Below are 15,080 nucleotides of genomic sequence, written 5' to 3'. Positions count from 1 at the left end.
CCCTCCGGAGTTGGGGGACGGGAAGGGCCGGTGCGATGTCGGCGAGGTGTCGAACGTCGCCGTGCGGTGAACCGTAGGAAACCTGGGGAGGCGGGTCAACGAACCACGGTCGACAATGCCGAACACTGTTGCGATAGCCCGAACGCGATTACCATTCCGCCCCATGCCGGGTCAGGTGCAGTCCATCGCGCGGGCCGCGGCGATCCTCCGGCTGATCGCCAGCAGCTCCGGCCGGCTCGGCATCGGCGAGATCGCCCGCTCCCTCGACCTGCCCAAGGGCACCGCGCACGGCATCGTGCGCACCCTGCAGGACGTCGGGTTCGTGGAACAGGACAAGAACTCCGGCAAGTACCAGCTCGGTGCCGCCCTGCTGCACCTCGGCACGAGTTACCTCGACGTCAACGAACTCCGTTCCCGTTCCATCAACTGGGCCGACCCGCTCGCCGCACGCAGCGGCGAGGCCGTCCGCATCGGCACCCTGCTGGACGGCAAGGTGCTGGTGGTCCACCACGTGTTCCGGCCCGACGACACCCTCCAGACGCTGGACGTCGGGTCCCTGCTGCCCCCGCACGCCACCGCGCTCGGAAAGGTCCTGCTCGCCTACGACGTGGGCGCCGCCAACGCCGTCGTGCGGGGCGAGCCCGAGCCGTACACCCGCCGCACCCTGGTCACCGCGCGGGCCCTCACCCGGGCCCTCAGCGAGATCCGGGACGGGGGCTGGGGAGCCGAAATCGAAGAGATGACCCCCGGCAGGGCCGGAATCGCCGCGCCGATCCGCGGCTACGGCGGCCTGGTCGTGGGCGCGATCGGGCTCTCCGGCCCGGTGGACCGCATCTGCGACGGGCCGGGCAAACCCCGCCCGGCCCTCGTCGCGTACGTCCGCGACGCCGCCCGCGCCGTGTCCCGCGATCTCGGCGCCGCGCGCTGGTGATCCGCCACCCACCACCCGGCTTCACGAAGGACGGAGCAATGACCGAGAGCTACGTCGTCGCCATCGACCAGGGAACCACCTCCACCCGGTGCATCGTGTTCGACCGCCGCGGCAACCTCGTCTCGGTGGCCCAGCGGGAGCACCAGCAGCACTTCCCCCGGCCCGGCTGGGTCGAGCACGACGCGATGGAGATCTGGCGCAACGTCGGCAAAGTCGTCCCGCGCGCACTCGCCCAGGCCGGGGTCACCGCCGACCGGATCGCCGCGATCGGCATCGCCAACCAGCGCGAAAGCACGGTCGTCTGGGACCGGCGCACCGGCGCACCGGTCGCTCCCGCGATCATCTGGCAGGACACCCGCGCCGATCTGGTGGTGGAGACGCTGGCCCGCGCCCCGGGCGCCGAGAGCGTCCAGCAGCTTTGCGGGTTGCCGCTGACCACGTACTTCTCCGGCCCGAAGCTTCGCTGGCTGCTCGACCACACCCCCGGCCTCGCCGAGCGCGCCGAACGCGGCGAGGTGCTCTTCGGGACGATGGAGAGCTGGCTGATCTGGAACCTCACCGGTGGCCCGAACGGCGGCCTGCACCTGACCGACGTCACCAACGCCTGCCGCACCATGCTGATGGACCTGCGCACCCTCGACTGGCACCCCGAACTGCTGGCCTTCTTCGACGTGCCGGCCGCCATGCTGCCGGAAATCCGATCCTCGTCCGAGGTGTACGGCACCGCCACCACCGTCCTGCCCGGGGTGCGGATCGCGGCGGCCCTCGGCGACCAGCAGGCCGCCCTGTTCGGCCAGACCTGCTTCGCCCCCGGCGATGCGAAGTGCACCTACGGCACCGGCAGTTTCCTGCTGTTGAACACCGGCACCGAACCGGTGCACTCGCGGCACGGCCTGCTCACCACCGTCGGCTACCGGATCGGCACCGAGCCCGCCGTGTACGCCCTGGAGGGATCCATCGCGATCACCGGGTCCCTGGTGCAGTGGTTCCGGGACCGGCTGGAGCTGATCAGCACCGCACCGGAGATCGAGACCCTCGCCCGGACGGTCGACGACAACGGCGGCTGCTACATCGTGCCCGCCTTCTCCGGGCTGTTCGCCCCGCACTGGCGCAGCGAGGCACGCGGCGTGATCGTCGGACTCACCTCGTACATCACCAAGGGGCACCTGGCCCGGGCGGTGCTGGAGGCGACCGGGTGGCAGACCCGGGAGGTGGTCGACGCGATGAACGCCGACTCCGGGCTGGACCTGACCGCCCTGCGGGTCGACGGCGGAATGACCGCGAACAACCTGCTCATGCAGTTCGTCGCGGACGTGCTCGCGGTGCCGGTGGTACGCCCGATGGTGGCCGAGACGGTCTCCCTCGGGGCCGCGTACGCGGCTGGGCTCGCCGTCGGGTACTGGCCCGACCTGGAGGGCCTGCGCCGCAACTGGCACCCGGCCGCCCGCTGGGTACCAAAGATGGACGACGCGGTTCGCGCGCAGGAGCGGGAGAACTGGCGACGTGCGGTGGAGCGGACCTTCGGCTGGATCAAACCCGAGGCACGCGCCGGCGACGGCTGATCCGCGGCGGCGCCGGCCCGCGCCCGTCACGAGGCCTCGCAGATCCGACCGGTCACCGCCGGATCACCCTCACGGCCCACCGACCAGAGCGGGTTGACCTCGAGGACGAGGGGCGGTGGCTGCCAGGCCGCACCGAGCCGCTGCACCACCTCGTACACCCTGAGGGGCTGGTCGACCCGCTCGCCGCTGAGAAACCTGATGACCTGTTGGTACACGTCCTCCCGGCTCAGCACGTCTCCGTGCAGGGCGGCAACCTCGTAGACGGGCACCCTGGAGTACTCGCCGGGCGGCGCCTCGGCCGCTCCGACCAGCGGCAGGAACGCGATCACGCGGACGCCGGGCACGGGACACAGGATGCGGTTGCGGTAGAAGGGCGCCTCCACGATCACCGACCGGACGAACGGCTCGTCCGGCCCCGCGTCGACGTTCCGGAACATGTTCAACACCCCGGCGATGGCGCGCAGCTCCCAGCCGGTCACCACGCCCCACCCGTCGCGCCCCGGGCGGGGATAGAAGGCACGACCGGGCCAGATCAGCGGGCTGAACAGCATCGCCACCTCCACCGGCCCGCGGGGCAGCTTGTCCAGGAAGGTGCGGATCACCAGCGCCCCCTCGCTCTCTCCGGCGAGGGCCACCGGCCGGCCGGTCCGCTGGTGCAGGGCGTCGATCTGCGTGGCGAGCAGCGCCGCGCTGGAGTCCAGCGACCGGTGGGTGTCCTCGGCCCGGTATGGCAACGGGCGGCCCGAGTCGTCCGTACCCGCGTACGAGAAGCGCGCCACCCGGGGGTCCACCGGCGGTTGTCCGTCCCACCTCGACTCGAAGCCGGCCAGGACGATCACCGCGTACGGCACCCGCTCCGGGAGCGGCCGAGTGACCAGCGGCGGCCGCCAGGTCCCCGTACCGGCGGCTACTTTGGCCAGCGGCGGCATCCCGACCGCGGCGACCATCGTGATCACGATCGCGATCGGCGCCACCGGCACCCGCGCCCACCGGACCGGCCGGCGGGCGGCGGCCCACACCGTGCGTCGCCACAGCAGCGCGTTCACCACACCGGCCAGGCCCGCCACGAAGATCCGCGCCCAGGCCGGCACGCTCACGATCACGGCACCGGCCAGGGTGAGCACCAGGAAGTTCAGCAGCGACCAGCCCAGCAGGGCGACCGAGGGCAGGCCCCGCCACCAGCGCCGGACGACCCCGGCGCGTTGGAGGAACGGGGCGATGAGCAGGATCGGAACCACCGAGGCGAACAGATACCAGGAGAGCGCCACGGCGGAGAACGCGACGGAGATCGCCGCCCACGGCGAAATGATCACGATGGCGAGGGCGGCGACCTCCAGGTTGCGCGACACCAGCCAGCGCCACGACGGGCGGGGCAGTTCCGGCGGCCATGCCAGCGCGGTCAGGCCGGCGCTCAGCAGGCCCCGCACGGCAATGACGATCACCAGGCCGAGCGCGAACGTCACCCACGAATCGTGGTAGACCAACAACCAGCGCAGGTCGTGGTACGAGTCGTACGGCCACACCGCGGTGACCTGCGGAGCCAACGGCTGCGGGGCGAAGAACCCGAGCCCGGCCAACACCGCCATCTCCAGCATCGACGGCACCGCGGCCAGCAGCAGCAGCGCAGTGCCCGGACGGCGGTCGGCCAGTGTGATGTGCATCGTCCGTAGGATGCCCGGTGGCCATCACGATCCGCGGCGATTCACCGCAACCGGCCGCGCCCCGCAGTACACCGTTGCGGCGCGGGTGGCACGGTGTCGCCGAGAACGCCTACCGCCCCGCCGCCCGGACACCTGCCCACCGTTCCCCACGTCGGACCAGGCTCGGACCTAGTGCCCCGACGAACGGACGATCGGCAGGGGTTGCGGACGACACCGGCAATGGTGAACACACCGCCCCCCACCGGCGGGAACCGTTCAGGGCTCGCCGAAGCGTCGATACCACGTGCTTTGCCCAACCGGAGCGAAGGCCCGGGCAGGCAACTACTGTGCGTGACGTGAACCTTTGCCGTGCTGTCGCCGTGACGCTCAGTGCCCTCCTCGTCTCGCCCGCCGGAGCGCTGGTGACGCCCCGCCGGGCGGCGGCCGCACCGCACCGACCGTGCCCGGCTGTGCAGCCGCCGGCACGCCCGAGCAACACTCCGTCGCCGCCACCGGTCGACCCCACGCACGGTGCGGTCGGCGGGGACGCGCTGGCGACAGCCGGGCTGGCGGCACCCGCGGGCGCGCCGAAGCCACCGGCCGTCACCGCCACCTCGTGGGTCGTGGCCGACCTCACCAATGGTCTGGTGTTGGGCGGCTGCGGACCACACGAGCACCGCACGCCGGCAAGCGTTCAGAAGTTGCTGCTGGCCACGGCCCTGATGCCGCGGCTCGATCCGACCGAGATCGTCGAGGTGCGGCGCGCGGATCTACACGACCTCGATCCGGAGAGCTCGCTGATGGGGGTGGTGGCGGGCGGCCGGTACTCGGTCGAGGAGTTGTGGTTGGGGCTGCTCCTCGAGTCCGGCAACGACGCGGCCAACGTGCTGGCCCGGGTCGGCGGTGGGACCGCCGGGCGGGCGGGCGGGGTGCAGATGATGAACGACGAGGCACACCGGCTGCGCGCGTACCAGACCCACGCCGCGACCCCCTCCGGCCTGGACGGCCCCGGTCAGTACACCAGCGCGTACGACCTCGCGTTGATCGCCCGGGTCGCCTTCGCCCGGGAGGACTTCCGGCGGTACATGGCGACCCGGGTGACACACGTGCCAGCCCAGCCGGAACGACCGGCGCTCACCATCACCAGCGACAACGCCCTGCTGGGCAGCTACCGGGGATGCTCGGGGGAAAGACAGGCTTCACCGACCTGGCCCGGCAGACGTACGTGGGGGTGGCCGAACGCGACGGCCGGCGGCTCGCCGTGACCCTGCTCGGCGCGGAGACCGCGCCGCTGGGCAGCCTGGGTGAGGCGACTGCGCTGCTCGACTGGGGCTTCGCCCTCTCCCCCGACACGTCCGTCGGCCGGCTGGTCGCGCCCGAGGAGAGGAAGCAGAAGGACAACCGCGTCGTGATCGCCGCCGGAGGCGAGCACGGTGGGGCCGGCGGCTCGTCCTCGTTGCCGCTGCCGGCCACCCTCGGTCTGGGCGCCGCTCTCCTGTTGACCGTCGTGCTGGGGGCGACGGTCGGACGGCGGGTCCGGGCACGGCGGGCGCCCGACGGCGGAACGTCCGGGACCGGTCGGACGGCCCGCCGCCGGTGACGGATGCTCCTATGGATGTCAAGCGGCGAGTTCAAGATCGTTGGCTGTGATGATCTGGTAGAGCTCGCGGGCGATGTAGCGCTTCAAGCACCGGATGATCTCTTTCTTGGACAGGCCTTCTTTGGTGCGTCGTTCGGTGTAGGCGCGGGTGCGGGGGTCCCAGCGCAGGCGGCAGAGCACGACGCGGTAGATGGCGGCATTGGCCTGCCGGTCGCCGCCGCGGTTGAGGCGGTGCCGGGTGGTCTTGCCGGACGAGGCGGGGATCGGGGCGACGCCGCAGAGCATGGCGAACCCGGCCTCGGAGGTGAGCCGGTCGTGGTTCTCGCCGGCGCTGACCAGCAGTTGGCCGGCGGTGTCGGCGCCGAGGCCGTTGGCGGCCAGTAGGCCGGGGTTGATGGCGGCGACGAGGGGCTGCAGTAGTTCGTCCAGGTCGGCGATCTCGGTGGCGAGCTGCTGGTGGCGGCGAGCGAGGGAGCGTAGGGCGATCTTGACGGCGGTGGCCGGGGTCGCGGCGTCGGCCCGGTCGGGGCGCAGGTTCGCGCAGGTGGCGATCAGCTGTTTGACGGTCAGGCCGCGCAGCCGGGCACGCAGCTCGTCGGGGGCGGTGACGATCAGGGACTTGATCTGGCGTTGGGTGTCAGCGCGCTGCTCGACCGCACTGCGCCGGGCCACCCGCAGGTTACGCAGGGCCTCGACGCGGCCGTCACGCTGCTTGGGGGTGCCGGTGCGTTCTCCGGCCAGGGCCGCCCTGGCGGCTTGGATGGCGTCGATCGGGTCGGATTTGCCCTGGAACCGGCGGGTCTTGCGGTCCGGGCGGTCGACCTCGATCACGTCGACGTGGTCGTCGCGCAGCACGCGGGCGAGCCCCGCTCCGTAGGCGCCGGTGCCCTCGACCCCGACCCGGCTCAGCCGGCCGTGTCCGTGCATCCAGGCCAGCAGGGCGGCGTAGCCGGCCCGCGTGGCGGGGAACTGCTGGGTGCCCAGCACCCGTCCGACCAGGTCGATCACCGCCGCGGTGTGCGTGTCCTGATGGGTGTCGACTCCACCGACGACCTCGATCGCGGCTTCATCGGGTGTAATGGGAGGCATCGTCGTCCTGTCGTTCGTGACTGGGGGCAGGGCGGCACGCACCAGCCGGGCAACGCGGACAAGACAGAGATGGGGCCTCTGGCCAGGCTCCTATTAGGTCACAACGCCACGTCCAGTGAGTGCACGAGCACCTCCCGACCGAGGCCGACAAATCCCGTTAAGGACCCGAAGTCAGTCAGGTGGTGGGTCAGACCCCGGGCGGGAGGTGCTCATGAACATCATCTCTGTCAGGTGGCGGTGAGCAGCGCCGTGTCCGCCACGGACAACGCCTCGGCGGCAAGCCGTCGGCAGTCGGCGAGGGTGTGCGCGGCGAGCGCCTCCCGTACCTCGGGCACGGCTCGCGGAGCCATGGACAGGCTGGTCACCCCGAGGCCAGGCGGCCTCGGCGACCGTCGCCACCATCGGCGCCATCACCCACACCTCGGCCGCCGTGTCCCCGGGCCGCCTGTGGAGTCGCCTTTGAGCTGGGTACGGAGCGCGTCCGGCCGCCGCCGGGACAACCGCAGGCCGCGTACGCCCAGCGCCGGGTTCGGCTCCTCGCCGTTCACGAGGAACGGCAGCGGTTTGTCGGCACCCGCGCCGAGGTTCTGGCACTCGGCCCGCCGTCGGTGGGTTCTCACCGATGAGGTGAGCTGGCGGTCTTCTTTGTCAATGTTCCGGTGGTCGTTCTCGTCATCGGGCTCACCCATCGGTTCGTGGCCGACGCGCCGACACCGGCCCGCTGGCCCCCACAGTGAGATCACCGGTCATCGGCATCGAGAAACCGGCCACGGACGAACCCTCACGACGGCTTCGCCTCACGATCGGGCACTTCTAGCGGCAACACACCACAGACGTGAAAAGTTCTCCATAAAGTTGTTGTGAGGGACTTTCCGTCCATTAATCGTGAGGAGACTATGGTCATGTCTAGCCGTCCTGGTCGGGTCGCAGGGGTTGGCCTGGCAGCACTCGCCGTGATTGCGACGATCGCGCCGACAGCCGCATCGGCGGATTCGGAGAGGACGCGCCCGCGCGACATGGGGCACTCGCGCGACTGGGACCGCTCGCGCGGCAAAACGTTGGTGATCGAGCTCGTCCTCGAGGCCACCTCGACGTTGGACAGCTCCGAGTCGCGCCGCCCACAGGTCGGCGACGTACGGATCAACTACGGAACGGCAACCACGGCGAGGACGGGCAAGCCCTTCGGGACCTGGAGCGAGCTGGCAACCGTCGTGACCGTCGAGGGAGAGCACGTCACGAGGCAGGTGTCCGGCATCTTCGACACCCCGCACGGCCAGATCACCGCCATGGGCCTGGATCCCGAGGAGGGAGTCCGACTGTTCGCGATCACCGGTGGCACGGAGAGCTTCGTGGGCGCGTCCGGTGTCGTCGAGGCGGGTGCGAGTGAAGAGGTTGTCATCACGGTGACCGTTACCTGGCCCCGACCCATCGTGGACGGTCCACCCGCCAGGTGACCCAGACGATCCCGACAGACACAGTCTCGGTCTGGCCGACGCACGCCCCACGAATCACCTAGATTCGTGGGGCGCGCGCGGCGGACACTGACGACCCGCCCGCCGCCGACAAACCACGCTTCAGTCGAAGGTGCCGTCGACCGGCGGCGGCACCACCGATCCGGCCGGCACGTTGTCCCACTCCTGGCGGACCTCGTCCTCGACGTGGTCGAGGACGAGTTTCTCCCGGGCGCGCAGCACGTCCTCGGGCGGAAGGGTCGGGGGACATCATGCTCCTCGGAGAGGTTCGGTGGATGGATGGGGGCGACCCGAACCGGCAGCGGCCACAGTCGACCCCAAATTGACGTGACCGCCTCGGTGCCACGGGGGCCGCGCTACGGGAAACCGGCGGCTACCGCCGTCCACCCGGTCGGCCCGCAGGTCCGAAGCCGTCCGCGACGGTGCCGACGAAGTACCTGGGAATGAACGGAAAGGACTCGGTGAGGACGTAGTGGTAGGTGCCGTCGGGGTATTCGGGCGTCACTCCGTATCGTCCGTTGGCCAGGTCGAGTGGGCCGTGTCCCGCGACGTACTCGAAGTCCTCGGTGTAGGTGCCGTCGTACGCTCCGCCCGGGCCGTCCGCTCGGACGCCGGAGCGGAGTCGGTACGAGGGGGTCAACTCCGCGACGCCGGAGGTCGGGTCCATCGGGTCGGTGTATCCGAATCTCGCGTAGATGGGGAATCCGTCTCCGGCCCAGCCCACGAGGGGTGAGTGGCCAGCTCCGCCCTGGTTGCCGAGCACCGCGGTAGGCAGGCCGTGGTAATGGTAGGCCCCGGTCGGCTGGACGTGGGCGTTGTTGTCGTCCAGACCAAGGGTGGCCTTGGGACCGATCGCCTCGATCGTCCAGCCGGAGGTCCGGTCGCGCCGGTACCACTCGGCGGCGAGGGGGTCGAACAACACTCCGTTGGTCGCGATGCCGAAGGGCTGCGGCAAAACGAGCTGGGTGGCGCGATCCGCCCGTGTGCCGCGCAGCGGAAGCTGGAACTCGTAGGTCTGCGCCGAGATGGTGTTGGGGTTGTTGACGTTCGGGAAGCTGCCCGTCTGGTGGTTTGGCAGGCCGTTGGCGCGGATGACCCTGCTGTCCGCGGTGACCGTGACGTCCATCTGCGTCCCGGTAACGGTGTCGGCGATCGAGTAGCTGCCGGTCAGCCCGGTCGACACGGCAGTGCTGGACGAGTCGATGGAACCGGCCGAAGCCGGCGCCGAGGGATCGCTGACGCCGGTGACCACCGTCCGGCCGCACGCCGACACTCCGAGGGCGGCGGCGAGTCCACCGAGCAGGAAGATGCGGCGGGTGGGTCGACCGGGACCGTGCTGAGGAGGAGTCATGTCGTCACCGTGCCCGCCGAGTTCCGGTGTCGGCTGTGGTCCGCCTGTGGGCCGGCTGCGAACGGTCGGGTCCCGCTGTCCGGGCCCCGGGCGTCGCACAGGGACTACTTCGTCAGGTTCCTTGGCCCGGGGCACCACAGCGTCCGCCGCTTGCCCGTGTCCTCAGCTGATCTAGCCCGTGTCCTCAGCTGATCTAGACTGCCTGCCTTGGCGGCCCGTCGCGGACCCGGGAAGCAGGCCCAGGAAGCAGGCCCGGGAACCCGGGTCAGGACGCGCCGGACGGGATGCCGCAGCCTCGGCGGCGATCGCGTTGCGCGGTGCGGCTCACCTGTCCGGCCCCCTGGTCGTGTCCGAACGGACTGCCCCGGCCGGGCCTGCTCCGACCCGCTCGCGGCCGGATCCGGTGCCCGGCACCCGGACGGGCGGTCAGCCGGTCGCGGCTGTCAGCAGATAGTCGTCGGCCTCGGGACTCCACCGCAGGTCGACGGCCCCGCCGGTGGCGGCCGCCCGGCAGAACTGGAGGAAGCCGCGGTAGCCGAGCTTCTTCTCGCTGAAGTCCGGCCGCACCCGCAGCAGCTGATTCTTCAGGCCGGACAGGGGGACAGTGCCGTCTCCGTCTCCACCGGCCAGGTCCAGCACCACTGACCGGAGCAGCCCGAAGGCGACCTCCCGTTCACCATGCTCCGGCAGGGACACTTCCGGGTCGCCCTTGGCGGGGCCTTCGGCCAGTTCGACCACGTTGTGTTCGGCGAGGTGCCGCAGCAGTTCGCCGAACGTGCGGAACCCGTAGTCCGACTCGCTGAGGGTCGGGTCCTTGCGCAGCAGCGTGCGCTTCAGGCGCGAGGCGGTCACCTCACCGCCGGCGCTGCCCTGAAGGCCAGCCACGGTCTGGGCCACGAGGGCGGCGAGCGTGTCGACGTCCCGAACCGGCTCCGCGTCCTCGGGCTGCGGCTCGGGCTGCTGCACCACCCGCGGCGGCTCCACGGTCGGCACCCGGGTGGGTCGACCACGCCGCCCGCGGGGCGACGGGATCTCGACACCCTCGAGACGGTCGTAGTAGAGAAACTCGTCGCAGGCCGGCGGAAGCAACGCCGACGTCGACTTCTCGACGCCGACACCGATGACGCGCTTGTTGAGCTCACGGAGCTTGTGCACCAGCGGTGTGAAGTCGCTGTCACCGGTACAGATCACGAACGTGGCGATGTAGTCCCGCTCGAAGGCCAACTCCACCGCGTCGACGGCCATCTTGATGTCAGCGGCGTTCTTCCGGGAGGCGCCCATGCGCTGCGGCATCTCGATGAGTTCGACGTGGGACCGGGTCAGCATCCGCCGGTCCTCGTCGAAGTACGACCAGTCGGCGTACGCCCGGCGCACCACGACCCGGCCACGCTCGGCGAGGGCGTCGGCGATGGGGCGGAAGTCGAAGGCGACACCGCCGCCGTGGTCGCGTACCCCCAGGGCGAGGTTCTCGTAGTCGAGGAACAGGGCGATACGGTCCTCTTGATCCACGGCAGCCAGCCTACGCCCGCCGTGCCGCGACTACTCGAAACGGGACGGGTCGCCGGCTCCCCGGCGCAGGATCTCCGGCTCGTCCTGCGACAGGTCGACCACCGTCGTCGGCTCCTTGCCACAGTCACCCGCGTCGACCACCGCGTCGAGAGCGTGGTCCAGCCGTTCCTTGATCTCCCAACCGTGGGTCAGCGGCTCGTCCTCGCCGGGCAGGATCAGGGTGCTCGACACCAGCGGCTCGTCGAGTTCGGCCAGCAGCGCCTGGGTGACGGAATGCGCGGGGACCCGAACGCCGACGGTGCGCTTGCGGGGATGCAACATCCGGCGCGGCACCTCCCTGGTGGCCGGCAGGATGAACGTGTAGCTGCCCGGGGTGGATGCCTTGACCAGCCGGAAGACCGAGTTGCTCACGTGCACGAATTGGCCCAGCTGCGCGAAGTCCCGACACACCAGCGTGAAATGGTGCCGATCGTCGAGGTGCCGGATGCCGCGGATCCGGTCGATCCCGTCGCGGTTGCCCAGACGCGCGCCGAACGCGAAACACGAGTCCGTGGGGTAGGCGATCAGGCCGCCGTCCCGGACAAGGTCGACGACCTGCCGCAGGATCCGGGGCTGGGGGTTGTCCGGGTGTACGTCGTAGTACCTCGCCATGTGCCCGAGCCTATGCGGTGTGGAGCGCCGTCCGCACCGCCGTCCTCCCAGAGCCGACGCGCCAGCGGCGACTGAGTTCCGCGCCGCGGCCGTTGAGGTCCGGATTCCGCCACACGAACAACTGCTGTCGTCCGGTCCGTGGAGGCGTGCGGCGCGGTCGCGCCACATCACCGGGTGTCGCCGTCGACGGCACAGTGGGTGCCGGCATCGGCCGGGGGGCTACCCGTTCCCGGGTGCCGGGCGCTAGGGTCCGCCCGTGCACGTCAACGCCGAGGTCGTCGAGTCGGTCAAGGCCGACCCCGCCGCGTCCCCACTCCGCCGCTCGCTGGACGTCGCGTACGGCGATCCGAAGCGAGCGGCGGCGATGGACCGCTTCTACGCCCAGTTCGTCCACGCCGAGGACCTCGTCTTCGACGTCGGCGCGCACGTCGGCGACCGCACCGGCGGTTTCCGCCGCCTGGGTGCCCGCGTGGTCGCCGTCGAGCCGCAACCGCTGTGCGCCAGGACGATCCGGGCCCTGTACGGCGGGGACGACCGGGTGATCCTGGTCGAGGCGGCCTGCGGCGCCACCCCGGGCACCCTCGAACTACACGTCAACTCCGCCAACCCCACCGTCTCCACCGCGTCACCGCGCTTCGTCCAGGCGGCGGGCGGCGCCGATGGGTGGCGGCAGGAGACCTGGGACGCCCGGATCGACGTCCCGACCACCACCCTTGACGCACTCATCGCCGAGCACGGCGTACCGGCGTTCGTCAAGATCGATGTGGAGGGCTTCGAGGACGCGGTGCTGGCCGGGCTCACCCGCCCGCTGCCGGCGCTGTCCTTCGAGTTCACCACGATCGACCGGGGGGTGGCCCGGGCCGGCCTCGACCGGGCCACCGCGCTCGGCTTCACCCGGTTCAACCTCGCCCTCGGCGATACCATGGCCCTGGCCGAACCGGCCTGGATGTCCGCGACCGCGATGGCGGCCGTCCTGGACACCCTGCCGCACGCCGCGAACTCCGGCGACGTGTACTGCACGCCGTAGAACCACCGTGGAACACCACGCGCCGGCGGTTGACACGCGCCGCGGATTGACATGCACTGGTGTCAGCGGCGCATGCCGAGCAGGTACCGCCCGTGATGCTGCGAACATCGGGAGGCGACCGTGGACTCCTCGCCCACCAGACGACCGCAGGACACCCAGACGGTACGCCGCCTGCGCCTCGGCATCGGCATTGTCGGCGTCGCGCTGCCGGCTGTGCTGATCGTCGGCCACGCGCTGGTCACCGGCCGGCTGACGCTGCTCGATTCCATCAGCGCGTACTACTACACGCCGCTGCGGGACGTCCTCGTCGGTAGTTTGTGCGCGATCGGCGTCTTCCTGATCTCCTACCGGCGCCGGAAATTCGACGACCTGCTCAGCACCGTCGCCGGTGGGCTGGCGATCGTGGTCGCCCTCTTCCCCGCCGCGACCCAGCAGCCCGACGCGACGATCTCCTCGAACGACGTCCTCGTCGGGCGCGTGCACCAGGTCGCGGCCGCGGCGCTGTTCGCCATCCTGGCGATCTTCTGCATCGTCCTGTTCCCCCGGCGGCATCCCCACGAGACGCACGAACCGGTTCGCAACGTCCTGTACTACGCCTGCGGCGGCCTTATCCTCACCGCGATCGTGGCCGCCGTGGCCAGCAACGCGCTTGCGGAATCCACCCGCGAGCTACTCAGGCCGCTGTTCTGGTGCGAGGCGGTCGCGGTGCTCGCCTTCGGTGTCGCCTGGTTCGCCAAGGGCGAGGCGATGTTCGGGCAGCCACCGGCGACCGGTGTTCCGGCGCCCGACCCGGTGCCCACGCCGGGCGGGACGAGTGCTACGCCAGCGGCGCCGTGACCGTCACGGTGGGTCGCGGGGCCGGCGCGGGCGGCACGGCGGTCAGTGTCCGCCGACGCCGACCTGCCCGGCGACCCGCTCGTGCAGCGCCGCCAGCCCCGGGCTGACCGTGGCCGTGGGCGGCAGCGGGTCCGCCAACCGGCGCGCCGCCTCGGGCAGCCAGGCCAGGTCGGCGTCGAAACGCTCCCGGGCGGCACGGACCGCGCCGCCCGGATCGGCGGCGTCGAGCCGGCGTCCGCCGCGCATGACCGGCACGAGCAGGGCCTCGTGGCCCGGGGGTGATGGTTCGTCGCGCAGCCCGACGATGTCCGTGGCGGTGCGGGTGCGATCCCGGAAGACCTGCTTGGCCCCCGGCAGCGTGGCCTTGCCCGGCGACAGTTTCAGCACCGGCCGGTCGCCGTAGGCGACCAGCTTGTAGGCACTGTCCAGGGACGGCGCGTCGTAGGAGACCCCCATTTTCGTGCCGACGCCGTACCCGTCGATCGGCGCGCCCTCGGCGACCAGTCCCCCGATGACGTCCTCGTCGAGGCTGCCGCTGGCCACGATCTGGACCTGGGTCAGCCCCGCCTCGTCGAGGATCGCACGGGTCTGTCGGGCCAGGACGGCAAGATCCCCCGAGTCCAGCCGGACGCCGAGCGGCCCGGTCAGGCCCAGCTCAGTGATGACGTCGACGGCGGCGCGCACCCCGGCAGGCGTGTCGTAGGTGTCGACCAGGAAGATCGGATTGTTGGGGAAGTCGACGGCGAACGCGCGGAACGCCGCCCGCTCGTCGGGGAACGCCTCGACGTAGGAGTGGGCCATCGTGCCGGAGGGCCGCAGCCCGTACCGGCGGGCGGCCTCCACGTGGCTGGTCGCGGCGAAGCCGGCGATCGCGGACGCCCGCGCCACGCCGGCGCCGGCCGCCACCCCGTGGGTGCGCCGGAACGCGAAGTCGATCAGCTGCGCGCCGCCGGCGGCGATACGACAGCGGGCCGCCTTGCTGGCCACCGTGGTGTGAAAGGTGATCAGGTTCAGCAGGCCGGTCTCGACCAGCTGCGCCTCGGCGATCGGCGCCGTCACCTCGAGCAGCGGCTCGTCGGCGAACACCACCCGGCCCTCCGGCACGGCCCAGACCTCGCCGGTGAACCGCAGCACGGCGAGCGCCGCCAGGGTCGGGGGGTCGAAACCGCCGACGTCGCGCAGGTACACCAGCTCGTCGTCGTCGAAGGAGAACGTCTCCAAGAACGTCAGGGCCTCGTCGAGCCCGGCGGCGACCAGGAAGCCGCGCCGGTGCGGCAGCCGACGGGCGAAGAGGCTGAAGGTGGCGCGGTCGGTCATCCCCCGGCACAGGTAGCTGGCCGCCATCCGCAGCTCGTAGAGGTCGGTACGCAACCCGGTCATGTCACCTCCCATGGTGCTCGCTGGTCCGGCC

General features: G+C 71.2%; 11 protein-coding genes and 3 pseudogenes. 6 read left to right on the top strand and 8 right to left on the bottom strand.

Annotated features, from left to right (window positions below):
• Positions 1–163 precede the first annotated feature (163 nt).
• Positions 164–931 carry an IclR family transcriptional regulator gene (locus QTQ03_RS05390; protein WP_289277005.1) on the top strand — a complete coding sequence of 256 codons (768 nt, stop codon included), beginning with the start codon at positions 164–166 and terminating at the stop codon, positions 929–931.
• A gap of 38 nt (positions 932–969) precedes the next feature.
• Positions 970–2,493 carry a glycerol kinase GlpK gene (gene glpK, locus QTQ03_RS05385; RefSeq protein WP_289277004.1) on the top strand — a complete coding sequence of 508 codons (1,524 nt, stop codon included), beginning with the start codon at positions 970–972 and terminating at the stop codon, positions 2,491–2,493.
• 26 nt (positions 2,494–2,519) lie between these two features.
• Here the strand turns inward: glpK and QTQ03_RS05380 are convergent, their stop codons facing one another.
• Positions 2,520–4,154: a hypothetical protein gene (locus QTQ03_RS05380; RefSeq protein ID WP_289277003.1), complete on the bottom strand. Its 1,635-nt coding sequence runs from the start codon at positions 4,152–4,154 to the stop codon at positions 2,520–2,522.
• Positions 4,155–4,480: 326 nt separating this feature from the next.
• Here QTQ03_RS05380 and QTQ03_RS05375 point away from each other — a divergent pair.
• Positions 4,481–5,733 (top strand): annotated as a pseudogene (locus QTQ03_RS05375) (D-alanyl-D-alanine carboxypeptidase family protein).
• Between the two features lie 18 nt (positions 5,734–5,751).
• Here the strand turns inward: QTQ03_RS05375 and QTQ03_RS05370 are convergent.
• Both QTQ03_RS05370 and QTQ03_RS05365 read right to left on the bottom strand, forming a co-directional pair.
• Positions 5,752–6,822: an IS110 family RNA-guided transposase gene (locus tag QTQ03_RS05370; RefSeq protein WP_289277002.1), complete on the bottom strand. Its 1,071-nt coding sequence runs from the start codon at positions 6,820–6,822 to the stop codon at positions 5,752–5,754.
• Positions 6,823–7,049: 227 nt separating this feature from the next.
• Positions 7,050–7,427 (bottom strand): annotated as a pseudogene (locus QTQ03_RS05365) (putative PEP-binding protein); the annotation flags it as partial.
• 411 nt (positions 7,428–7,838) lie between these two features.
• Between QTQ03_RS05365 and QTQ03_RS05360 the strand changes: the two are divergent.
• Complete coding sequence (locus QTQ03_RS05360) at positions 7,839–8,276, top strand: hypothetical protein (protein WP_289277001.1); 438 nt, start codon at positions 7,839–7,841, stop codon at positions 8,274–8,276.
• A gap of 168 nt (positions 8,277–8,444) precedes the next feature.
• On the opposite strand, the pseudogene QTQ03_RS30225 reads toward QTQ03_RS05360, so the two are convergent.
• From QTQ03_RS30225 to QTQ03_RS05345, 4 genes and pseudogenes are all read right to left on the bottom strand, one after another.
• A pseudogene (locus QTQ03_RS30225) lies at positions 8,445–8,516 on the bottom strand (ester cyclase); the annotation flags it as partial.
• A 151-nt stretch (positions 8,517–8,667) separates the two neighbouring features.
• On the bottom strand, positions 8,668–9,645 hold the full coding sequence (locus QTQ03_RS05355; protein ID WP_289277000.1) for a YHYH protein: 978 nt from the start codon (positions 9,643–9,645) through the stop codon (positions 8,668–8,670).
• Positions 9,646–10,071: 426 nt separating this feature from the next.
• Positions 10,072–11,154 (bottom strand): PIN domain-containing protein, encoded by a 1,083-nt coding sequence (locus QTQ03_RS05350; RefSeq protein WP_289276999.1) that lies wholly within the window; start codon positions 11,152–11,154, stop codon positions 10,072–10,074.
• Between the two features lie 30 nt (positions 11,155–11,184).
• Positions 11,185–11,805, bottom strand: a complete 621-nt coding sequence (locus tag QTQ03_RS05345; protein WP_289276998.1) for an L-threonylcarbamoyladenylate synthase — start codon at positions 11,803–11,805, stop codon at positions 11,185–11,187.
• Between the two features lie 256 nt (positions 11,806–12,061).
• On the opposite strand from QTQ03_RS05345, the gene QTQ03_RS05340 reads away from it, so the two are divergent.
• Together QTQ03_RS05340 and QTQ03_RS05335 are read left to right on the top strand one after the other, a co-directional pair.
• A complete protein-coding gene (locus QTQ03_RS05340) occupies positions 12,062–12,832 on the top strand; it encodes an FkbM family methyltransferase (protein WP_289276997.1) in 771 nt (256 codons plus the stop codon).
• A 120-nt stretch (positions 12,833–12,952) separates the two neighbouring features.
• Entirely contained in the window at positions 12,953–13,669 is a 717-nt protein-coding gene (locus QTQ03_RS05335; RefSeq protein WP_289276996.1) for a hypothetical protein, read from the top strand.
• 42 nt (positions 13,670–13,711) lie between these two features.
• On the opposite strand, the gene QTQ03_RS05330 is transcribed toward QTQ03_RS05335, so the two are convergent.
• Positions 13,712–15,049, bottom strand: a complete 1,338-nt coding sequence (locus QTQ03_RS05330; RefSeq protein WP_289276995.1) for a nicotinate phosphoribosyltransferase — start codon at positions 15,047–15,049, stop codon at positions 13,712–13,714.
• Positions 15,050–15,080 lie beyond the last annotated feature (31 nt).

It is taken from the genome of Micromonospora sp. WMMA1363 (genome assembly GCF_030345795.1).
Lineage (GTDB): Bacteria > Actinomycetota > Actinomycetes > Mycobacteriales > Micromonosporaceae > Micromonospora.
This window is presented reverse-complemented; position numbering and strand designations above follow the sequence as displayed.